The 21,404-nt window shown below is 71.4% G+C and carries 20 protein-coding genes; 9 read left to right on the forward strand and 11 right to left on the reverse strand.

All coding sequences use genetic code 11. From position 1 onward, the window contains the following. Positions 1–39: 39 nt before the first annotated feature. Positions 40–852 carry a DUF4397 domain-containing protein gene (locus AC067N_RS03430; RefSeq protein ID WP_478677208.1) on the reverse strand — a complete coding sequence of 271 codons (813 nt, stop codon included), beginning with the start codon at positions 850–852 and terminating at the stop codon, positions 40–42. A gap of 364 nt (positions 853–1,216) precedes the next feature. On the opposite strand from AC067N_RS03430, the gene AC067N_RS03435 reads away from it, so the two are divergent. The 3 genes from AC067N_RS03435 to AC067N_RS03445 all read left to right on the forward strand — a co-directional run bounded on the left by AC067N_RS03435 (position 1,217) and on the right by AC067N_RS03445 (position 3,640). After that, positions 1,217–1,870 (forward strand): RNA polymerase sigma factor, encoded by a 654-nt coding sequence (locus AC067N_RS03435; RefSeq protein ID WP_478677209.1) that lies wholly within the window; start codon positions 1,217–1,219, stop codon positions 1,868–1,870. A 283-nt stretch (positions 1,871–2,153) separates the two neighbouring features. Next, on the forward strand, positions 2,154–3,224 hold the full coding sequence (locus AC067N_RS03440; protein ID WP_478677210.1) for a MerR family transcriptional regulator: 1,071 nt from the start codon (positions 2,154–2,156) through the stop codon (positions 3,222–3,224). Between the two features lie 203 nt (positions 3,225–3,427). Next, complete coding sequence (locus tag AC067N_RS03445) at positions 3,428–3,640, forward strand: DUF6480 family protein (RefSeq protein WP_478677211.1); 213 nt, start codon at positions 3,428–3,430, stop codon at positions 3,638–3,640. A 33-nt stretch (positions 3,641–3,673) separates the two neighbouring features. On the opposite strand, the gene AC067N_RS03450 is transcribed toward AC067N_RS03445, so the two are convergent. Both AC067N_RS03450 and AC067N_RS03455 read right to left on the reverse strand, forming a co-directional pair. After that, complete coding sequence (locus AC067N_RS03450; RefSeq protein ID WP_478677212.1) at positions 3,674–4,456, reverse strand: YqjF family protein; 783 nt, start codon at positions 4,454–4,456, stop codon at positions 3,674–3,676. Between the two features lie 14 nt (positions 4,457–4,470). Next, on the reverse strand, positions 4,471–5,037 hold the full coding sequence (locus tag AC067N_RS03455; RefSeq protein WP_478677213.1) for a DUF4383 domain-containing protein: 567 nt from the start codon (positions 5,035–5,037) through the stop codon (positions 4,471–4,473). Positions 5,038–5,284: 247 nt separating this feature from the next. Here AC067N_RS03455 and AC067N_RS03460 point away from each other — a divergent pair, with 247 nt between their 5' ends. Further along, complete coding sequence (locus AC067N_RS03460; protein WP_478677214.1) at positions 5,285–6,775, forward strand: cryptochrome/photolyase family protein; 1,491 nt, start codon at positions 5,285–5,287, stop codon at positions 6,773–6,775. Between the two features lie 74 nt (positions 6,776–6,849). Here AC067N_RS03460 and AC067N_RS03465 read toward each other — a convergent pair whose 3' ends face one another. Continuing rightward, positions 6,850–8,100 carry an NAD(P)/FAD-dependent oxidoreductase gene (locus AC067N_RS03465; RefSeq protein WP_478677215.1) on the reverse strand — a complete coding sequence of 417 codons (1,251 nt, stop codon included), beginning with the start codon at positions 8,098–8,100 and terminating at the stop codon, positions 6,850–6,852. A gap of 587 nt (positions 8,101–8,687) precedes the next feature. After that, positions 8,688–9,656, reverse strand: a complete 969-nt coding sequence (gene mmuM, locus AC067N_RS03470) for a homocysteine S-methyltransferase (protein ID WP_478677216.1) — start codon at positions 9,654–9,656, stop codon at positions 8,688–8,690. A gap of 136 nt (positions 9,657–9,792) precedes the next feature. Here mmuM and AC067N_RS03475 point away from each other — a divergent pair, with 136 nt between their 5' ends. Beyond that, positions 9,793–11,292 (forward strand): amino acid permease, encoded by a 1,500-nt coding sequence (locus AC067N_RS03475; protein WP_478677217.1) that lies wholly within the window; start codon positions 9,793–9,795, stop codon positions 11,290–11,292. Positions 11,293–11,376: 84 nt separating this feature from the next. On the opposite strand, the gene AC067N_RS03480 is transcribed toward AC067N_RS03475, so the two are convergent. The 3 genes from AC067N_RS03480 to AC067N_RS03490 form a co-directional block, all read right to left on the reverse strand. Then, a complete protein-coding gene (locus AC067N_RS03480; protein WP_478677218.1) occupies positions 11,377–11,943 on the reverse strand; it encodes a GNAT family N-acetyltransferase in 567 nt (188 codons plus the stop codon). A gap of 273 nt (positions 11,944–12,216) precedes the next feature. Continuing rightward, the gene (locus AC067N_RS03485) at positions 12,217–14,337 is read right to left on the reverse strand and encodes an autotransporter (RefSeq protein WP_478677219.1); all 2,121 of its coding nucleotides are present in this window, start codon (positions 14,335–14,337) and stop codon (positions 12,217–12,219) included. A gap of 80 nt (positions 14,338–14,417) precedes the next feature. Then, entirely contained in the window at positions 14,418–15,023 is a 606-nt protein-coding gene (locus AC067N_RS03490; RefSeq protein WP_478677220.1) for a hypothetical protein, read from the reverse strand. Between the two features lie 317 nt (positions 15,024–15,340). Between AC067N_RS03490 and AC067N_RS03495 the strand changes: the two genes are divergently transcribed. Both AC067N_RS03495 and AC067N_RS03500 read left to right on the forward strand, forming a co-directional pair. Next, entirely contained in the window at positions 15,341–16,453 is a 1,113-nt protein-coding gene (locus tag AC067N_RS03495; RefSeq protein ID WP_478677221.1) for a glycoside hydrolase family 43 protein, read from the forward strand. Between the two features lies 1 nt (position 16,454). Further along, positions 16,455–17,867 carry an RICIN domain-containing protein gene (locus tag AC067N_RS03500; protein WP_478677222.1) on the forward strand — a complete coding sequence of 471 codons (1,413 nt, stop codon included), beginning with the start codon at positions 16,455–16,457 and terminating at the stop codon, positions 17,865–17,867. A gap of 396 nt (positions 17,868–18,263) precedes the next feature. Here AC067N_RS03500 and AC067N_RS03505 read toward each other — a convergent pair whose 3' ends face one another. Then, a complete protein-coding gene (locus AC067N_RS03505; RefSeq protein WP_478677223.1) occupies positions 18,264–18,728 on the reverse strand; it encodes a hypothetical protein in 465 nt (154 codons plus the stop codon). Then, positions 18,725–19,174, reverse strand: coding sequence for an ATP-binding protein (locus AC067N_RS03510; RefSeq protein WP_478677224.1), 450 nt, complete (start codon positions 19,172–19,174; stop codon positions 18,725–18,727). The genes AC067N_RS03505 and AC067N_RS03510 overlap by 4 nt, the downstream gene beginning before the upstream one ends. Before the next feature lie 244 nt (positions 19,175–19,418). Between AC067N_RS03510 and AC067N_RS03515 the strand changes: the two genes are divergently transcribed. Together AC067N_RS03515 and AC067N_RS03520 are read left to right on the forward strand one after the other, a co-directional pair. After that, a complete protein-coding gene (locus AC067N_RS03515) occupies positions 19,419–20,282 on the forward strand; it encodes a DUF5753 domain-containing protein (RefSeq protein ID WP_478677225.1) in 864 nt (287 codons plus the stop codon). Then, a complete protein-coding gene (locus AC067N_RS03520) occupies positions 20,279–20,500 on the forward strand; it encodes a DUF397 domain-containing protein (RefSeq protein ID WP_478677226.1) in 222 nt (73 codons plus the stop codon). The genes AC067N_RS03515 and AC067N_RS03520 overlap by 4 nt, the downstream gene beginning before the upstream one ends. 67 nt (positions 20,501–20,567) lie before the next feature. On the opposite strand, the gene AC067N_RS03525 is transcribed toward AC067N_RS03520, so the two are convergent. After that, positions 20,568–21,188 carry a class I SAM-dependent methyltransferase gene (locus AC067N_RS03525; RefSeq protein ID WP_478677227.1) on the reverse strand — a complete coding sequence of 207 codons (621 nt, stop codon included), beginning with the start codon at positions 21,186–21,188 and terminating at the stop codon, positions 20,568–20,570. Positions 21,189–21,404 lie beyond the last annotated feature (216 nt).

A 21,404-nucleotide genomic window follows, 5' to 3' on the forward strand; every position in this document is an offset into this window, starting at 1 on the left:
GTCCGGAGTCGTCGCCGGAGCCACGGGGCCGGCCTGGTGTCAGGCACGGCCGCGGGCCACCGCTCGGCGGACGGAGAGCGCGCCGGCGAGGCCGAGGAGGCCGGCTCCGGCGGCGTAGGCCAGCCATGCGTCGGTGTCGTTGGTCGCACCGGCGTTCACACCCGAGGGCGCGGAGTGCGTGCCGGTCAGGGTCTGCACCTTCAGGGCGAGGTTCTTGTCCTCGGCGCTTCCCCAGGCGTAGACGATGTTGGAGGTGCCCTCCTTGAGAGCGAGGTCGGCGGGACCGATGGCGACGTCGTCGGTACCGGCCAGCACGACGTCCGCCGAGACCGTGCCGGCGTCCACGGTCGCCGTGTCCTCCTTCGGGTTGACGAGGTCCTTGAAGACCGGTGTGCCGCCCGCCCTGACATCGACGGCCGGAGCCGCCGCCACATGACGGACCGTCAGCCGGGCCTTGCCTGCCGCGACTTTGGAGGTGTCGTTCACGTAGGCGTCCAACTGCGGCGCACCCTCGGCGTCCAGGTGGGCCACGACGGTCGCGTTGGCCCCCGCGGGAACCTCGACGGTCTTCTGGATGGCGGGCTCGCCCTTCGGGTCAGCCCCGGCCTCGAAGACCTTCAGGTCGTACGAGCCGGGGGGAAGGGGCTGCGGGTCGGTGAGGGTGCCCGGTTTGAAGTCGGGAATCAGTTCGTCGCCGTTGGCGTACACGTCGACGGTCAGGCCGGGAACGGCGTGGAGGACGGAGACCATGGCCTGGTCGTCGTCGGCGGCGTTCGCGGTTCCGGCGGCGCCCAGGGCGAGCGCGAACACGCCGAGAGAAGCCGCTGCGGCAACGGGGGTACGGGAGATCATGGCTGGCTGTCCCTTCGAACTGCCCACTCCCTGTGAGTGAGTGCACCAGGTCTTCGGCGCGCGCCGCGGCGGGGGATGCAGATTCTTTCGCGGGCGGTCGGGACCTGTGCGTGGAGCCTTGTTCCCCGGGCGGCCCGGGACCTGTGCGCGGAACCTTCTTCCGGGGGCGGCCGGGACGTGCGCGTGGAGGCCGTGCGTCGACCGGCGACCCTGTGCGGGGCGGTCCGAACGGAACGGCCGCGGCCGTTCCGGCGCGCACGGGCGCTTGAGCGGCCATTTCGATGCGCTAACGCTGCACGTTGCGGCGCCGCATCGTTTCGACGGACGGTCGTCGTGTCGTAGTCCTTCGACCTCGGAGCTCACGATGGCCACAGCACGGCCCGACACGCACCTGAGCGCCGACGCGGAGCGCACCCATCCGCGCCAACCCGACCCCGGCCGGGTGACCGGTCCGCTTCCGCCGCCCGAGGAGACCGATGACGACACCGAACTCGCCCGGCGCTTCCACGCCGGGGACGAGCAGGCGATCGCCCTCGCATACCGGCGGTGGGGCTCCCTCGTCTACACGCTCGCCCGGCGCTCCCTTAACGACCCGCGGGACGCCGAGGACGTCACCCAGCAGGTCTTCCTCGCCGCCTGGCGGGGACGTGAGCGGTACCGCCCGGAGCGCGGCGCGCTGGGCGGATGGCTCGTCGGCATCACCCGCCACGCGATCGCGGACGCGCACGCGGCGCGGGCCCGCCGGGCCGACATCGAGAGCATGTCCGCGGCGCAGCAGGAGGAGGCGGTGCGGCACTGGGGCGTCGACGAGAGCCAGGCCGCCGTCGACCGTGTGCTCGTCCTGCAGAAGCTCCAGCGGCTGACGCCGGTGCAACGGCGTCTGCTGGGCATGGCCGTGTACGGCGACATGACCCAGGCGCAGATCGCCGAGCACACGGGACTGCCCCTGGGCACGGTGAAGAGCCACATCCGCCGGGCCCTGCACTCGCTGCGCCGGGTGATGGAACCCTCTGTCTGACCGCGTTCCCGGCGCTCCCTCCGGCCCGCGTTCCGGCCCGCGCCCGCCGGCGGCGGGCGCGCGCACCGCACCCGCCGCGGCGTATCGCCGGACCGCACCCGCCGCCGGCGGCGGGTGCGCGCACCGCACCCGCCGCGGCGCATCGCCGCACCGCACCCGCCGCGGCGCATCGCCGGACCGCACCCGCCGCGGCGCATCGCCGCAGCGCATCCGTCCGTCCGCCGGACGGGGAATACCTCTCGGGCTCTGGGCCCGGGTCATCGGCTACGGCGGAGGCGACACCATGGACACGCACGAGGAACCCGGCGCCGGCGTGACGACCGGGGTGCTCGCGCGCAGGCTCGGCATCTCTCCCACCACACTGCGTTCATGGGACCGCCGCTACGGTCTGGGGCCCGCCACCAGGGTCGAGGGACGTCACCGGCGATGGACGGCCGAGGACGTCGCGATGGTGCGGGAGATGTGCCGCCTGACCGCGGAGGGTCTCCCTCCCGCGGAGGCCGCCCGGGCCGCCAAGGCCCAGGCGGTCCGGACCGGCACCGGGCGGTCCCCGGCCGCCGAGACGCCCCCGGCCGGCCATCCGCCTTCCCGCCCTCTCCCGCCGGTCGGCGAGCCGCGGTCCCCCGTGGACGCGGCACCGGCGGAGATCCCGCCCATCGCCGACTCGCGCCGACTGTGCCGCGGACTCGCGCGGGCGGCGGTCCGCATGGACGCCGAGGCCGTACAGGAGCAGATCACGTCGACGGTGGAGTCGTACGGCCTGATGGCAGCGTGGGAGGAGGTCCTCGTTCCGACGCTGCGGTACGTCGGACGCAGGTGGGAGTCCTCCGACGACCGGTACGTGGAAGTGGAACACCTGCTGTCCTGGCACGTCTCCGCGGCCCTCCGCCACGCCTACGCACGCGCCACGGCCCGGAACGGGACCGCCGACACGCGCCAGGTCCTCCTGGCGTGCCTGCCGGGCGAACAGCACACCCTTCCGCTGGAGGTGCTCACCGCCGTACTGGCGGAGAACGGCCTGCGCGTACTCATGCTGGGCGGTTCGGTGCCCGTCGAGGCGCTGGAGGCCACGGTACGGAGGGTCGCCCCGGCCGCCGTGGCCCTGTGGTCGCAGTCCCGGAGCACCGCGAACCTCCCGCTCGCCCGGCACCTCGCGGCCATCCGCTGGGGAATCCACGGTGCCCGGACCCGCAGTCATGTCCTGCTGTGCGGCCCGGGATGGGGGCTGCGTCCGGATCCGGAGCTCCCGCGCCCCCTCGGTCTGGGCGACGCCGTCCGGATCATGGTCTCCGCCGGCCGTCCCGGCGGCGACGCGGCCACGCCGGGTGAGGAGCACGCACCGGAGTCCGTGTGACCCGCGGTGCCGTGACGGAACCGGCGGCAGGACCCACCGGAGGCAGGAGCGCCGAGCCGTTCGACGGCGCGCTCCGCATGCGCATCCGGACGGGCCCTCCGCGCGGAAGAGCAGGTGTGACGCATATCCGTATGCGGCTCATGTTCCGCATACGGCTTCTGTTCCGTATCGGGGGGCGATCGTTCCAAGCCCGGAGGAGTGCCATGAACCCCGAGAAGCCGCATGAGGCAGGTGTCAGGAGCGAGGGGCTCCTCCCGCCCGGTGAGACCCCCGCCGCCGAGGGGTCGACGGCCGAGGCGCACCGCGAACGACCGGACGGCGGCATCTGGGAGCATCCGCACCTGTGGCTGTTCCTGATCGCGATCGGCGGTCTGCTCGTCGCCGCCTTCTTCCTGGTACGCATGGTCACCCTGTGATGAACCGGCCGTGTCGCCGACGGCCCGCCCGGATCACCGGGCGGGCCGCCGGGGCAGCGCCACGGGGGTGCCGAAGCGCACCGGGACGCCGGGGGAGTACAGGACGCTGTCGGGCTGCGTGCGCAGCGGTGTGAGGCCCGCCGCGGCCAACGGGGAGGCGTCCAGGCCGAGGAGATCGCAGCGGCGGAACGGCCAGCCGGGATGCGTGTTGGGCAGGTAGTACGTCCGCCGCCCGGGCCCCCGCTCGTGCAGCCCCCAGCGGTAGGTCAGGAACTCGTCCAGCGGCCCGGGTGTCACCACCTCGTCCGACACATCCAGCCGGACGCGGCCGCTCGGACGGTCGTGCACACGTCCCCGCGTGCGGTAGAGCAGACGCCGCCCGTGCCACTGCCGCGAGATGCGTACCCAGCGGTAGGGCAGCCCGAATCCGGCGCGCGCGGCGAGGACCGGCAGCAGCCGGTCGCAGTCGAGCGACCGGAAGACGACACCCCGCCGTCCGAGCGTGTCACGGCTGTACAGGCGGACGTTGACCTCGTTGAACGAGCCCAGGTACGGCAGCGGCGGGGTGTGCCCGAACGCGAGGCCCTCCATACGGAAGAAGACCAGTCCCGCGTACGCGCGGCCGCGATACAGGTCAGGGACGGTTCCCCGCGGGAGGAGGCGGGCCACCGCGCAGGGCTCCACCTCCCAGTGCAGGAACACCAGGTCGCGCCAGACCTGACGGAACAGGACACGGCGCAGGCGGCGAGGGGCGAGCGGAGTGAGCGACTCGACGCGACGGACAGGTTGTTCCTGTCGTTCGCCACCTACGTCCATGACCCTTCCTTCCCTCAGTCCCGGGGCTGCGCGAGCGCGGGCGCCGGCGCCGAGTCCGGTGCGGGGGCGAGCGCCGCCTGGCGTGCCCGGCGGCGTGCGGCGAGGGCCTCCCGGGCCGCCTCGCGGGGGTGACGGCGCCGCCAGTACGGGTTGTCGTGGGGCAGCTTGCTCGACACCCGGCCGTACATGCCGAAGCAGGCGATGAGCAGCCCCATGACGAAGCTGAACATGACGTTGGACATGCCGAAGTCCAGGACGTTGGCCGGGCGGTCCAGGACGAAGATGTGGAAGAAGCCGCTGAGCAGGAACAGCGTGCCCACCGTCATGTTCAGCGTGGACGCGAAGTTGCCGCCGACCACGGCACCGCCGATCAGGGCGAGGCCCACCAGGACCGAGATCAGGCTGAGCACGCCGTTGGTGGACATCCCGGAGATCCGGGTGCCGTCCGTGTCGAAGGGAGTGAGCCGGTCCGCGAAGCCCAGACAGCCGAAGACCAGCAGGATGACACCGCACAGGCCGGCCCCGTACCGGTACACCCGGGCCAGCCGGTGGTCGACGGGAAGTTCATCGCGAAGCCTCATGACGTGTCCTCTCTCCCGTGCCCGAAGGTGCCCGCCCCGTGTCGGAGCCGGCACCCGGTCTGCTTTCGTCACCTTTTCCGCCGATGTGCGGCATACGGTTGCAGTGTCTTCCCGGACGCATCCGCGGCACGGCCCGGTCCGTGAACATCCGTGCCGCTACCGGGCGGGCCCCGCACGGAGACCCGAAGGCGCCACGGCGCGGAGATCGCGGACATCGCGGAGATCGCGGAGATGAGGAGACGTTGTCGTGACCGTCCCCCACTGGCTGTTCGGCGACCAGCTCGGGCCGCGATTCCTGACCGGCCGCTCCGACACGCCCGTCGTGATGGTCGAGGCCCGCTCCGTCTTCCGGCGCCGCCGCTTCCACCGGGCGAAGGCGCACCTGGTGCTGTCCGCGATGCGCCACCGCGCCGCCGAACTCGGTGACCGGGTCCGCTACGTCCGCGCCGACACCTACCGCGAGGGGCTGCGCGAGGCGGTCCGGGACGGGCCGGTGACGGTACGTCACCCGACGTCGTACGCGGCACTGCGGCTGGTGAGGTCGCTGGACCCGGTGACCGTGCTGCCCGCCCGCGGTTTCCTCGTCACGCACGACGACTTCCGTGCCTGGGCCGACGGGCACGGGGGACAGCGGCTGCGGCAGGAGGACTTCTACCGGTGGGTGCGTCGCTCGCACGACCTGCTGATGGACGGCGACCGGCCGGTGGGCGGCCGGTGGAACCACGACCACGACAACCGCGAGCCCCCGCCGAAGGGGGCGCGCACCCTCGGCGCCCCGCCGCCCTACCGACCGGAGGAGGACGAGATCGACGACGAGGTGCGCCACGATCTCGACCGCTGGGAGCGCGAGGGCTCCGTCGCCTTCGTCGGCAGGGACGGCCCCCGCCTGTTTCCCGCCTCCCGGCGAGAGGCGCTGGCCGCACTGCGCCGGTTCGTCGAGCACCGGCTCGCCGGCTTCGGGCCGCACGAGGACGCGATGCTGGCGCGGGACCCGGTGATGAGCCACAGCCTGCTGTCCTCCTCCCTCAACCTCGGCCTGCTGGACCCGGCGGAGTGCGTGGAGCGCGCCGAGGACGCGTGGCGGGCGGGGCGCGCTCCGGTCAACAGCGTGGAGGGGTTCGTCCGCCAGGTCGCCGGCTGGCGTGAGTACGTCTGGCAGCTCTACTGGTACTTCGGCGAGGACTACCGCCTCCGCAACGCCCTGCGGCACCACGCGCCGCTCCCGCGGTGGTTCCTCGAACTCGACGCGGACGCGGTGCGCGCGCGCTGCCTGGCCACGGCACTGGCCCAGGTGCGGGACACCGGGTGGACGCACCACATTCCCCGGCTGATGCTGCTGGGCAGCCACGCCCTGCAGCGCGGCTGGGACCCGGCGGCGGTGACGGACTGGTTCCACCGCTGCTTCGTCGACGGCTACGACTGGGTGATGGTCCCCAATGTCGTCGGCATGTCGCAGTACGCCGACGGCGGGCGCATGACGACCAAGCCGTACACGTCCGGCGGCTCCTACGTGAACCGGATGAGCGATCTGTGCGGCGGGTGCGTCCACCGGCCTGGCGAGCGGACCGGTGACCGCGCCTGCCCGTACACCGCCGGGTACTGGGCCTTCCTCCACCGGCACCGGGCCCTCCTGGAGCGCAATCCCCGGATGGCTCAGCCGGTCCGCGGGCTGGACCGGCTCGCGGACCTGGAGGAGCTGCTGCGCCAGGAGAGACGGCGCGGCGACGGCCCGCCCTGACGCCATCAGTCCCCGGAGACCGCCCGCCCTGACCCCCTGAAGGCCGGCCCTGAAGGGGACGACGGCCACCCGCCTCAGCGTCGCAGGTCCCGCAGTACCTCGCGCGCGGCCCGTGCCCCGGAGGCCAGCGCGCCCTGGACGGAGCCGGTGGCGCGGTGGTCGCCGCACACGTAGCGGCCCGGTGCCACGCGTGTGGTGCGGGTCAGCGGCTGCGGCGGCGCCATGGCGGGCAGCGCGTCCTCGACGCGGCGGACGGTCAGCAGGGTCCAGCCGTCCGTGTTGGCGCCGTACGCCTCGCCGAGCGCCGCCCGGACCCGCCGCTCCCCCTCCTCCCGGCCCTCCTCGCCGCGGCCGAGGACCGACGTGGCGACGAGGGCGTGGCCCGGCGGGGCGTAGGCGGGCACGACGTCGCTGAGGACACAGGTGTTCAGGAAGCGGCGCCGGGTGTCCACGAGCAGGGTCGGCTCGCCGAGGGGGGAACGCGGGGCGACGTGGTAGTACGTGGTGACGGTCCGGTAGCCGGGGAGGGCGACCTCGGGAAGCAGCGCGCCGACGGAGCCCGGGCCGGTGGCGACCACGACCGCGCGTGCGGGGATCTCCCGGCCCCCGGCCGTCAGCACCCCGTCGTCCGTGAGCCCCGCCACGGGGCTCTCCAGCCGTACGGCCCCCTGGGGCAGGGCGCCCGCGAGAGCCCGGGGAACCGCTCCGACGCCCTCGGCCGGCAGGCACAGGGTGCCGCGCAGCATGCTCCGCCACACCAGGTGGAACATCCGGGCCGAGGTCTCCAGGTCGTCCTCCAGGAAGACCCCCGACAGGAAGGGGCGGAAGAAGCCTTCGACGAACGCCTCGGAGAACCCGGCGTCCGCGAGCGCGGTGCGGGTGGTGGTGTCCGCGAGCCGTTTCAGCCGGCGGGGGGACGAGAGCATGTCGCGGGCGGACAGCAGGCCGAGGGCGGCCAGGTCACGAGGTCCGGCGAGACGGCCCGGCAGCAGGTCGGGCAGGGTACCGGGGCGGCGGGTGGGGTCGCTGAAGCGGAGGCGGCCCGAGGGGCCGTGGACGAGGACGCCGGGGGTGAAGGCCCGCAGTCTCAGGTCCTTCAGGGTGACGCGGCGCCGGAGCTGTGGGTACGACGTGTTGACGACCTGGAACCCGCGGTCCACCACGAAACCCTCGACCCGGTCCGAACGCATCCGCCCGCCGACCCCGTCACCGGCCTCCAGCACCCGTACCCCCACTCCGGCCGCCAGCAGATCCCGGGCGCACGCGAGCCCGGCGACACCGGCCCCGACCACCAGCACGTCCGTCGCGTTCTCGGTTGCGGACACACGACCACCTCTCCCGCCTGCCGGCGCGGCCCACGCCGCCCCTTCACCGGAGTGTTCCGCGCCCGACGGGTCCGCGGATGCGCCACCGGCACCCCGCGGCCGCCATCCGCGCGGACCGGCGCCGGGGCGAGGTACGACCCAGGGGGTGTTTTCAGCGCCCGCACGCACAGCCCCCGCGGCGCCCGGCACGCACCCTCGCCGTGCCTGCCGATGACCCGAGCGGCTCTCCGCTACGAAGGTCATGGTCCGGCGCTCCCCCAAGCTCTTCCAGCGGGGGACCCCCAGGACGGGCACCCGACACCGGGGGCAGCGCACCGGGCTCTCAGAACGACCCCGACCGCAGACGAAGGTCCGCGGCCCCCTCACCGGTGGCGTCGGCCGGGGAAGCCGCGCGGGGTTCGTTCGGTGGCACCCCACACGCGGCGCGGAAGGCGGGGGGGTGAAGCCGGCGGGGCGGGGGAAGCCCCGGCGGGGCCGAGCGTGTGGAACGGGCCGGCCGCGCAGCGGCCGCCCGGTAACAGAACGTGCCGGTTCCCCCGTGCCGGACGTGCCCGCAGAGGGCGTACGTGCCGCCCCCGTCGGGCTCCTCAGTCCAGCACCTCCGCGATCGCGGAGATCGCCCCCGGACCCACCCGGCAGCACCCGCCGATCAGCCGGGCCCCGCCGGCCCGCCATCCCTCGACCTCCGCCGCCGTGAACCGGGACCGTCCGGTCCACTTCCGCGCGGACGCGTCCCACGCCTCCCCGCTGTTCGGATACACCACCACCGGCTTGCCGGTGACCCGCGCCGCCGTCTCCACCGCCGCGTCGACGTCCTCCGGGGCACAGCAGTTCACGCCCACCGCGACGACCTCCTCGGCCTCGGCGGCCAGGGCGAACGCCTCCGCCAGCGGCTGCCCGGCGCGCGTCCGCTCCCCGGCCACGGTGTACGACAGCCACGCCGGCACCCCGAGCCCGCGCACGGCCCGCAGCAGCGCCTGGGCCTCCTCCGCGTCGGGGACCGTCTCCAGGGCGAGGACGTCGGGCCCGGCGGCGGCCAGGACCTCCAGGCGCGGCCGGTGGAACCGCTCCAGCTCGGCCACGCTCAGCCCGTACCGGCCCCGGTACTCGGAGCCGTCCGCGAGCATCGCCCCGTACGGGCCGACCGAGGCCGCCACCCACAGGGGCCGCCCCACGCCCTTCGTCCGGGCCCGCCGGGCCGCCTCACGGGCCGACTCCACGCTGAGGCCCAGGAGTTCGGCGGCCCGCGCGGAGTCGATGCCGCGCTTGGCGAAGCCCTCGAAGGTGGCCTGGTAGCTGGAGGTGATCGCCACGTCGGCGCCCGCCTCGAAGTAGGCGAGGTGGGCCTCGGTGATCGCCTCCGGCCGCTCGGCGAGCAGCCGGGCCGACCACAACTCGTCGCTCAGGTCGTGCCCGGCCGATTCGAGCTGGTTGGACATGCCGCCGTCGAGGACGAGCGCTCCGGCGGCAAGCGCCTCGACGAGGTCGGGGGAGGGGACGGAGGAGGGGGAGGGGGCGGAGACGGGGGAGGGGGTCCCCGGGGCGTTGCTGGTCATACGACGACGGTAATCGAGCCGTGGGTGTGGGCCCGAACCGATTGTGTCCACCTTATGAACAGATTGACCACCATGTGGAATGCCGGGATACGATCACGGCCCTCCCCGTCCCACCCTCCCCACCCCCGGAACCGCCATGACCACCACCAGCACCCCCGAGGCCGCCGAGCCCGGTCCGTCCCCGGCCGCCGCGTCCCCGGCCGCCGAGCCCGGCTCCGCCCCCGCTGCCGCCCTCGTTCCCCCCGGCCGCAAGTTCGGCGTCGCCGCGGCCACCGCCCTCGTCATGGGCAACATCATCGGCGGCGGCATCTTCACCCTGCCCGCCGCCGTCGCCCCGTACGGCACGGTGAGCCTGGTCGCGTTCGTCGTCCTCTCCGTGGCCGCCGTCCTGCTGGCGCTGCTCTTCGGGAAGCTGGCGAGGCGCAGCCCGGTCACCGGCGGTCTCTACGTCTACCCGCGCGACGCCTTCGGCCCCTTCGCGGGCTTCCTGTCGGCGTGGTCCTACTGGACGATGTGCTGGGTCAGCATCGCCGCCCTCGCCGTGGGCGTCGTCGGCTACGTCGACGTGCTGATACCCCTGGGCGACGGCAAGGCGGTCCTCGCGCTGGTGGCCCTGGCCGCGCTGTGGCTGCCGGCCGCCGCGAACTTCGCGGGCACCCGCTATGTGGGCGCGGTGCAGGTCGTCTCCACGATCCTGAAGTTCGTGCCGCTGCTGCTGGTCGCCACCATCGGCCTGTTCTTCATCGACACCGACAACTACGGCCCGTTCAACGCCTCGGGGGAGAGCGTCCCCGGCGCGATCGCCGCCTCGGCCGCCCTGCTCCTCTACAGCTTCCTCGGCGTCGAGTCGGCCGCCGTGAGCGCCGGTGAGGTCCGCGACCCCGAGCGCACCGTGGGCCGCGCCAGCGTCCTCGGTACGGTCGCCTCCGCGGTGGTCTACATCCTCGGTACGGTCGCCGTCTTCGGCCTCGTCCCGCACAAGGAACTCGTCGAGTCGGGGGCCCCGTTCGCCGACGCCGTGGACTCCATCGCCGGGGGCGGCTGGGGCGGTACGGTGATCGCGCTGGTCGCCGTCGCCTCGATCGTCGGCTGCCTCAACGGCTGGATCCTGCTGAGCGCCCAGATGCCGTACGCCGCAGCCCGCGACGGTCTCTTCCCGAAGCCGTTCGCCCGGCTCGGCAAGGGCGGTGTCCCCGGCTTCGGCGTCCTCGCCACCGCGGTCCTCGGCACGGTCCTCATCGTCGTGAACTACGCGGACGACCCGGACACCGCGTTCCGCGTCCTCGTGCTCATCACCACCTTCACCGGCTGCGTGCCGTACCTGCTCTCGGCCGCCGCCCAGCTCTACTGGCTGGCCCGCGGCACCCGCCAGTGCGTGCGCCCCGCCGGCCTGGTCCGCGACCTGATCGTCGCCGGGCTCTCCTTCGCCTTCTCCTTCTGGCTGATCGCCGGCGCCGGCTACGCGGCCGTCTACCAGGGCGCCCTGTTCCTCTTCGCGGGCATCCCGGTCTACGTGTGGCTGCGCGGGCGGCAGGAAGCGCCCGAGGACGCGGCCACCGAGGGCGAGAAGAAGGACGCGGCCGAGAGCGCGACGAGCGGCACGGAAGCCGGAGCGGACACCGTCACCCGGTCGTGACCGGTCGTGCACCCGCCGCCCTGATCGGACCCGGCCGACCTTGCTCCCTCCTTCCTGGCTCCGCGAGGATCCTGGGCGACGGCCTCACGGGGCCGACGGCGGTCGGTCCACCGCCGTCGACGATTTCGCCGCGCACCATTCCTCCTCCAGCACGCTGAACATCAGGGAGTCCCGCCAGCCGTCCCGGATCCATGCCGTGTGGCGGAGGCGGCCCTCGTACGTCATGCCGAGCTTGGTCAGCACCCGGAACGAGCCGGTGTTGCGCGGGTCGCAGGTGGCGTGGATGCGGTGGAGGCCCAGCCGGCCGAAGCCGAGCGCGAGAAGCCGGCGGCCGATCTCCGTGCCGATGCCCCCGCCCCAGACCCGCGGATGCACGATGTAGGAGATCTCGCCCTGGCCGTGCGCATGGCTGCGGACATGCAGCTCGCCCATCCCCACGACGTCGTCGCCCAGGCGCGCCACATGGGCGAACCTCCGCTGCGGCGTGCTCGACCAGGCCTCGGCCGCCGCCGTCACGAAGGCGCGTGTCCGGTCCTCCGTGTTGGGGCCCCACGGCTGGAAACGGCACGCCTCCGGGAGGCGGGCCCACGCGTGCACGGCCCGCCAGTCCTCCGGAGCGATCCTGGTCAGGGTCACCGGCAGCTCACTCATGGGCTGATCCTGCCAACTGTGCACGCAGAGCACACTCCTCCTTCCCTGCCGGACAAGCGTCGTCCGTACGAAACGCTGACGTCAGCCGTCAAGGGGCCTGTGGTGAGGGAGCCTGCGGGAGAACTTCGACACGATGGCGCGGCTGCACGCCGAGTACGTCGGGGAGCACCGGCCCACCAGCACGGTCATTGGGCGTCGCCGACCTGGCGCTGCCCGACCAGCTCGTGGAGATCGGCGCGCTCGTGCGTCTCGACGTGCGGCCGTAGGCCGGGCTCACCCGGTCGCCGCGTGGCGGCCGCCTCCCGGTCGGCGGTTCCTGGCGCGGCGCCTGCTCACCGGCACGACGAGCCCGCAGAGCAGACCGAAGGCCAGGGCGTACGGCCACCAGCCGAGGCCGCTGTCGCCCGAGGCACCGGTGCCGGTCAGCGCGCCGGGGCCCCGGACGTCGGTGTCGGTGCCCGCGGCGGACCTGGTCTTCGACGACGCGCCCGCCTTCGTCGCCGTCAGGACGACGTCGTTGCCGTCGCCTCCCCGGTAGCTGATCCGGTACGTCTTCTCGGCCGGCTTCACCTTCGCACCCTCGCGCAGACCCGAGAACGTACCGGAGACGCCGCCCTTGCCCGTGTGGTCGATCACGGTGACCTCGTCGCCCGGGCCGCCGACGGCACCGAGGGCCGCGAAGTCCAGCCCGCCGGACAGCCGTACCGCCCCGGCCACCTTCAAGGGCTGTTCGCGCAGCACCAGTTGGCCCCGCCCGGTCTGGGTGTAGCCGCCGGTCACCCTGAGGCCCGCCACGACCACACCCGCGTTGGTCACCGAGCCCCGCACCGTGCCCTTCCCGGAGAGGGAGCGGCTCACCCGCAGCCCCGCCGTGCCCACGTCGAGCTTCGCCCCGGCCGTGGTGAGCCGGATCGCCTTGCTGCGCGCCAGGGTCGCCCCGGAGCGGAGCGCGAGCGTGCCCCGGGTGACCGTAGTCCGTCCGGTGTACGTCACCCCGCTGCCCGTCAGCGTCGTCGTCGCGGCGCCGGACTGCGTGAACGAGCCGCTGCCGCCGATCCTGGACAGCGTCACGGGCTTGGCGACGTTCCGGACGATCAGCGCACCGTCGTTGACGACCTTGTACAGGTCGCCCTTGGTGTACAGCCCGCCGTCGCCGCCCCGCTTCCCGCTGCCCAGCCGCAGCACCGCGTTCTTCTGGACCGTCGTCGAGCCGTTGTAGTACTGGACGGCCGCGAAGGTGACGTCGTTGCCCTTCGTGCCCTTGATGACGACGTCCCCGGCGCCGGGCGCGGCCAGGGTGTCGTGGAACCTGCCGCCGCCGATGGGGGCGCCCAGGGTGACCGGGCCGTTGTAGTCGAAGGTGAGCAGCGAACGGGAGCGGGCGGCGAGGAGGTTGATGTAGACCGTCTCGGCGGTGCCCGGCATGAAGATCCTGTTCGTGGTGCCGTCGCCCCACTGGACGTTCGCGCCCTTGATGTTGGTGCCGCGCTTGTTGACGTTCTTCCGGGCGGGCGTCCAGTTGAGGGCCGGGTCGCTGAGCGAGGGGTCGGTGTCACCGCCCCGGTCCGACCAGCTGTACTGGCCGGTGAGGATCACCTTGCTGCCGGGCCGGGACTGGACGTTGATGTCGCTGCCGTACTCGCGCTGGTAGAAGTCCATGCCCTGGGTGACGGTCTGCCCCAGTGGTGTGTCCACGGTCCAGGTGCCCTGGTTCAGGATCTTGCGTACCCGGGGCAGCGAGGTCGCGAACTCCGGCGCTCCGGCGTTGACCTGGGTGCCGTTGTCGATGACACCGGTGAACGGATGGGTGCCCGAAAGGTCCCAGGTGGCCCAGAGGAACCTCGGCTGGCTGACCAGTCCCGAGCCGCTGATGGTGCCCAGGTTGTACTGGACGTCCTTCAGCGCCAGCCGCAGGGTGCCGTCGACCCGGATGTTGTCCTGGTTGAGCCGGAACCTCGGGGTGTCATAGGGGAAACGGCCGATCAGTCCGGTCCTTCCGCCGTTCCCGTACTGGAGGGTCGCGCCCCGCGCGACGGTCACGGCCGGCGGGTCCGGGTTCGTGACCGTGACGTACGGATGGTTGCCGCCGAGCGTCTTCACGACCTGCCGCCGCCGGGACTCGGGCAGGGTGAAATCGCTGTCGCGGGTGAGGATCAGGGTCCCGGTGCCCCGGACGGTGAGCGTCCCGGTGCCGCTGAAGGTGCCGTCGTACGTCGTCGTCCCGGGGGGCACGGTCACCGCCGTGTCGCCGTCGAGCCGGACGTTCCGGCCCGCCAGCACATCGGCGGTCACATCGCGGGGGCCGGCGGCGGTCGCGGTCGGGGCACCGAGCATCAGGGCGGTGACCGCCAGGGCTCCGGCGGCCGCCGCTGTCTTGTTGGTATGGCTGCGCACGACTTCGGAGACGGCCGGAACGCCGGCCGATAACAGAAATCCGGGCACGCCTCTGCGGCCGGCGCGTCTCGGCCGAGAGCTCAGCCGCTGAGCGGGAACACCTGGAAGGGGGTGTCCCCGGTCCACGCGAACTCACCCGCGGGCAGGCAGTTCTCCTCGCGGTCGCGCCCCAGGCCGTCGCAGTGCTCGGCGCTCAGCGTGAGGTACGTGATGACGGTGTGCCCCCCGACGCCGAGCGGGGCGAACGGGGGAGAGACCGGGACGGAGAAGGGCCGGCCGTCCGGTCCGGTGAACCCGGTCCGCAGCACCTCGCGGCCGGCGGTGAACTCCCTCTCCCGGGCCGTGCCCCGGTCCAGGACATAGCGCGCCCCGAGGACCTTCGAGCCGAAGTCGTCGATCGGGTCCGCCTCCTGCGGCCGGTAGCCCCGGGGGTAGACGGGCCGCTCGTCGTCGGCCGCCGTGACCCAGCCCGGCCCGATCCGCACCCACCGCTCCCCGGCGAACGCCTCGCGGCACGGAGGCGGCCCGATGATCCGCTCGTCGATCCCGAGCAGCTCGTTCTGGTCCGCCCCCTCCCACAGGCAGACGTGCTCCCGGGGCGGTACCGCCCCGGCGGCCGTCGCTCCGGCCAGGGGCGCCGCCAGCGCGGCGGACACCACGGTCGCCAGGAACCGGACTGGTCTCATGGGTTGTCACCTCTTGGCTTTCCACGTACGGGACTTGGCCCCAGCCGACCATGTACGGCCCACTCGCGCCCCCGCACACGGTCGTTCGAGTGAGCGAACGGTGGAAAGCGCTCTCTCCCATCTCGTCGGACCCGTTGACCTCCCGAGGGTGCGCCCTTACCTTTTCGCCGTTCGGAGTGACCGATCTTGTGCGAAATGCCGAACGATTCTGTGCCTTTTTGTGTCACCCCCGCTCCGACGACCCCCACGAACAACTCCCGCGACCCCCACGAACAACCCCCACGCCCCCACGCGGAACCTTCAGAGAGGCAGACCGCATGAGCCGCGACAACGCCTTGCCCCTTCCCCCCGACCGCAGGCTGCTGCTGAAGGGTGCCCTGGCCGCGGGCGCCCTCGCCGCGCTGCCGGCCGGCGTCGCCCACGCCGCGACCGGTCGGCCCGCCGGTTCGCCGGCAGGTCCGGGCGCCGCCCCGTACGTCAACCCCCTGGTCCGCAACCGGGCCGACCCGCACATCCACCGCCATCGCGACGGCTTCTACTACTTCACGGCCACCGCGCCCGAGTACGACCGGATCATCCTGCGCAGATCCCGCACCCTGCGCGGTCTGTCGACCGCCGCCGAGTCCGTGATCTGGCGCAAGCACGCCACCGGCGTCATGGGCGCCCACATCTGGGCGCCGGAGATCCACCACATCGACGGCAAGTGGTACATCTACTTCGCCTCCGCGCCCGCCGAGGACATCTGGGCCATCCGGATCTGGGTGCTGGAGAACTCCCACCCCGACCCGTTCAGGGGCACCTGGGTCGAGCGCGGACAGCTGAAGACCGCCTGGGAGACCTTCTCCCTCGACGCCACCACCTTCACCCACCGCGGCACCCGCTATCTGGCCTGGGCGCAGCACGAGCCCGGCATGGACAACAACACCGCGCTCTGGCTGTCTGAGATGGCCGGCCCGCTGACCCTGACGGGGCCTCAAGTGCGGCTCTCCACACCGGAACTGCCCTGGGAGATCATCGGCTTCAAGGTCAACGAGGGCCCGTCGGTCATCAAGCGCAACGGCCGCCTGTTCATGTCGTACTCGGCGAGCGCCACCGACTCCCACTACTGCATGGGCCTGCTGACGGTCGACGCCGACGCCGACCTGATGGACCCCGCGAACTGGTCGAAGTCCCCGACGCCGGTCTTCACCAGCAACGACACCACCAAGCAGTACGGGCCGGGCCACAACAGCTTCACCGTCGCCGAGGACGGCCGCACCGACGTCCTCGTCTACCACGCCCGCCAGTACAAGGACATCGTCGGCGACCCCCTGAACGACCCCAACCGGCACACCCGGATCCAGCGCCTCGGCTGGAAGCCCGACGGCACGCCCGACTTCGGCGTCCCCGTCGCCGACACCCCCACCCCGAGTTCCCGGAAGGAGAGCTGAGATGAGACGTGCGTACGCGATCCTCCTCGCGCTCTGTCTCGCGCTGGCCGGCGCCCTCGTCACCGCGGGCCCGGCCCAGGCTGCACCCCAGACGATCCCCAACGGTGTGCAGTTCACCGACAGCGGCGGCAGCCCCGTGCACGCGCACGGCGGCGGAGTCGTCAAGGTCGGCTCGTACTACTACTGGTTCGGCGAGCACCGTAACCCCGACAACACCTTCAAGTACGTGTCGGCGTACCGCTCGACGGACCTGAAGAACTGGGAGTTCCGCAACAACGTCCTGACCCAGGCCACCGCCCCGGAGCTGGCGACCGCCAACATCGAGCGGCCGAAGGTCATGTACAACGCGTCCACCGGCAAGTTCGTGATGTGGATGCACAAGGAGAACGGGGTCGACTACAGCGAGGCCCGCGCCGCCGTCGCCGTCTCCGACACCGTCGACGGCGACTACACCTGGCGGGGCAGTTTCCGTCCGCTCGGGCAGCACATGTCGCGTGACATCACCACCTTCGTGGACACCGACGGAACCGGCTACATGATCTCGGCGGCCCGCGAGAACTACGACCTCCAGATCTACCGGCTCACCGCCGACTACACCCAGGTCGCCGCCCTCGTCGCCGACCCCTGGCACGGCGGCCACCGCGAGGCCCCGGCCCTGTTCAAGCGGGGCGGCGTCTACTTCATGCTGACGTCGGGCGCGACCGGCTGGAACCCCAACCAGCAGCAGTACGCCACCGCCACCAGCATCGCCGGCCCCTGGACGGCCATGACCAACATCGGCGACTCCACGACGTTCGGCTCGCAGACCGCGTACGTCCTGCCCGTGCAGGGCACGTCGACCACCTCGTACCTTTACATGGGCGACCGCTGGGGCAACTCCTTCGGCGGCACGGTCAACGACTCCCGCTATGTGTGGCTGCCGCTCACCTTCCCGACCTCGACCACGATGTCGATGTCCTGGTCGCCGGAGATCACCGTCGACACGGCCGCCGGCACGATCAGCGGCACCGGCGCCACGTACAACACCCTGGTCGCGCGGCACTCCTCCCGGTGCGCGGACGTCACGAGCCAGTCGCTGTGGGCGGGCGCCCAGATCAAGCAGTACGCCTGCAACGGCGGCAACAACCAGAAGTACTGGTTCAAGTCCGTCGGCGGCGGCTACTACCAGCTGGTGGCCCGCCACAGCTCCCTGTGCCTGCGGGAGAACGCGAGCACCGTGACCCAGGAGAACTGCGACTCCTCGGCGACGAACCAGCAGTGGTCCCTGACCACCACCGGCTCCTATGTGAACGTCAAGTCCCGCGCGACCGGCGAGTGCCTGGACGTGAACGGCGGGTCCACCGCCGACTCGGCCGCGATCATCACGTACACGTGCAACGGCGGAACGAACCAGCAGTGGACGCGCGGCACATGACCGTACGTCAGCTCAGCAGGTCGATCGCGTCGATCGCCGTCCCGGCGCTCAGATAGGAGGTCGTCCCCGACCCGCTCACCGCGTTGATCCTCAGCACGTTGTACTGACTCGTGTCCGTCAGCCAGGCGGACGCCGGGACGCTGTAGGTACTGCGTCTTCCCGGGGGACAACCCCCGGACCCCCAGCAGAAAAGCAGGTCGGCCGACGTGACCGGCGCGGACATCGCGAGGCAAGCCGGCAGCAAAGATCGTCCCTGATCCCTCACCGCGAGGGATCAGGGCCGTCTGGCGTCGCAGCGCGGATCAGTTCCGTGGTGTCGGACGGTGGCTTGTAGGCTCGGTCCGGCGGGTCGACCCGGGGTCCTCATCACTCCGTGGCGACCCGTTCGCTGTTCGGTCAGATGCGGTACGTCGTCCCCCAACGCATCGCGCCGCGCTGGTAGCAGTCGCGCAAGTGCTCGGCGGTCTGGTGCTGGTTGGCTCCGGGTGCGAGGGGGTCGAATAGGACCAGGACGTGGATCGGTTCGCCATGTGCGGCCACGTCGACCCACGACCGCGCCGCGGGTACGCGTAGGCGGTACTCGTCGTCGCCGTAGTCGAGCCACGGCATACCGCGCCGTATCCGGATGCGGTGACCGATGTACGGCGGCTCGTTGTCGTGTGGACCGAGGTGCATCGCGGCGGCGAAGGACCGCATGCCCTCGCGGATGCTCTCGTCGGTCTCGTGCGCCAGGCGGGGCGGCGAGTGGAACACGAGCAGGTCGGCCACGGTGAACGCGTCGGTTTGGTGGATGCCGGTCGCGAGACGGATACCGGCGACGAATCCGGCGCTGGGGGGTGCCTTGGTGATGTGTACGGTCATGACGTCTTCAGCTCCGCCCACACGACTTTGCCCAGTGGGATGTCCTTGACTCCCCACCCTGTGCCGTGGGGGCCGCACAGGGCGTCGAGGATGATCAAGCCCCGGCCGCGATCCCGTTCGTCGGACTTGGGGCGGGAGCGGGGACGGCGGCGAACGGGGTCATGTACCTCGATGCGCGTCCGGACGTCGTCGGCGTGGATCTCCACCCGAAGGGAGTCGCCGGGTTCGGTGCCGTACCGGATGGCGTTGGTGACCATTTCGGAGGTGGCCAGGATGGCGTTCTCGACGTGCTCCTCGGATGCGCCCGGAACGTGGTACGCGATGAACTCACGTACGAACTCGCGGGCATGTCTGGCGGATTGAGGCACGCCGTCCAGTAACAGGATGGAAGGCGGGCTGACGGCCGGTGTGCAGCGGGCGGGCACGGTGGCCCGTCGTTCGATCATGCACGTCCCCTCACGGGTAAGCGCCGCAGCGCACACTGCCTCTCGTGGCATGTCTGCGGTCGCATTCGCATTTCGACACAACCAGGTTGCTGTCTCGGCTCTCTTCAGTGCAAGCCATATCGCTATTCCGTAGAAAATTGCACACGATGGTGGGATGGGGCGTGGTGTGTTAAGTGTGCAGGTGACAGCGAATATGGGACCACGGCAGACTGTTGAGCGGACCGTCGAAGGGGAGGGAGCGAACGTGAGTGCGCCTACAGTGCGCCGCCGACGCCTCGGTGCCAAGTTGAAGGCACTTCGGGGTGAACTCACCCTCGAAGAGGTCGCGGAGAAGTCCGAAGGACGGTTCGTCTCCTCGAAGTTGTCGAGGATCGAGACGGCCAAGAGCCCGGCGAAAGAGAAGGACGTCGATGCTCTGCTCGATCTGTACGTGGAGCTGGGCCGGGAGGTAAGCGACGAACTACGGGCCGCGCTGCTCACCCTCACCAAAGAGGGTGCGCAGCGTGGTTGGTGGCACTCGTATCGGGGCGTCCTCAACCCTGTGTACGAGGATCTGATCAGTCTTGAGGCCGAGGCCGAATCGGTCTCGTCGTGGCAACTAGGGGCGATTCCGGGCCTGTTGCACACAGCTGAGTACGCCCGCGAGATCATCCGGGCCACGGCGATGTCCGAGGCGGTTGAGGCGCGGGTCGATGCCTTGGTCGAGGTACGCCTCGCTCGTCAGGCAGTTCTCACCCGCGAGGACCCTCCCACGCTGTGGGCGATCATCGCCGAGGGTGCCCTACGGTCTTCATCGAAAACTGAGGGCCTGATGAATGAGCAGCTGGGCCGCTTGCTCACCATGGCGAAACGTCCGAACGTCAACATTCAGGTGCTCCCCTCGGACGCGCCCCTTCACGTCGGCCAGTTGGGCAGCTTCACGATTCTGGGTTTCGGCCCGCATGCTGACCTCGACGTCGTCCATACCGAGGGGTTGGCCTCGGCACTGTACGTCGAGGACGGCGACGGGGTCGCCGCTCACCGGGACGCCTGGCAACGGCTGACCTCTGCGGCGCTCTCGGTCGAGGAGTCGGCGGAACTGATCACGACAATAAGGAAGACCGCATGAACTCTGTTGGCGACGCGTCCACCCTCCCCGTGACGTGGTGGAAGTCCTCGTACAGTGACACGGGGGCGCAGTGCGTCGAGTGCGGCATCGTCGATGCCGAGACGGTGGCCGTACGGGACAGCAAGAGGCCGCAGGGGCCCGCGCTGTTGGTGAACCGTGGGCAGCTCTCCGCGTTCGTCTCCGCTGCGGCCGAGGGCCGGTTCGGCGGTCTTGAGTGAGAGGTCGCGGAGACGACATGACCCGAGAGGTCAGGTGAGACAGTCGAACGAGCGATTGGGAGGGGCATCAGCCGCGTCGAGCCCAGAACAGTGCGTGCCCACCCTCGCCTTCGGGTACGAACTCCTCCTCCTCGACCGTCAGCCCAGCTTGAGTGATCCATGCTCGGTTCGTTGCAACGTCCGCGTGACTCCACCACATAGCGGTCCCGCCACCCAGCCAGTCCTCGTCGACACCCGTCCAGGCTCGATAGCCAGTGGTGCCCAGGAACCAACCGCCAGGTCGCAGCCATCCGGCGACCTTCCGCAGCAACGGAAGCTGTTCGTCAAGCGGGATGTGGATCAGTGCGTAAAAGGAGACGACCGCGTTGAAGGAGGCCGGCGCGAAGTCCACGGCCGTAGCATCAGCGCGGATGAACTCGGCCTGCGGCACAAGCTCCCGGGCTCTGCGGATCTGCACATCGCTGATGTCGACACCGGTGACATAGTGACCGGCGGCGGACAACGCGCGAGCGACGGGAACCCCGCTCCCGCACCCGAGATCCAGCACCGTGCCTCCGGCAGGGATACGACCAGATAGTTCCCTGATCCATGACCGGTACTTCGTCTCGGCGCCATACGCTTGGTCATAGCGGAGGGAGAGCGCGTCGTACCCCCGCCGGACCAGCTCTTTGGGATCCTCGATGCCCACGCCAGTGCACGTTAGCCACCCACAATGAGCGGCCGCGAATGATTTCCCCAGCTTCCCTTCCCAGCAGGGCAGCGTGACAGGATCTTCATCCGCTCAGTCCATCAAGTCCTGGCAGCACGCGCACTCCCGTTCCAGAACGAAGATCAACCACTAACCCTGTAGGGCCAAATCACGGCGCTCTGCCCGACTTCACCTGGCGTTGACGCAGGCGCACTC

The sequence above is a fragment of the Streptomyces sp. NPDC042364 genome, assembly GCF_056437585.1.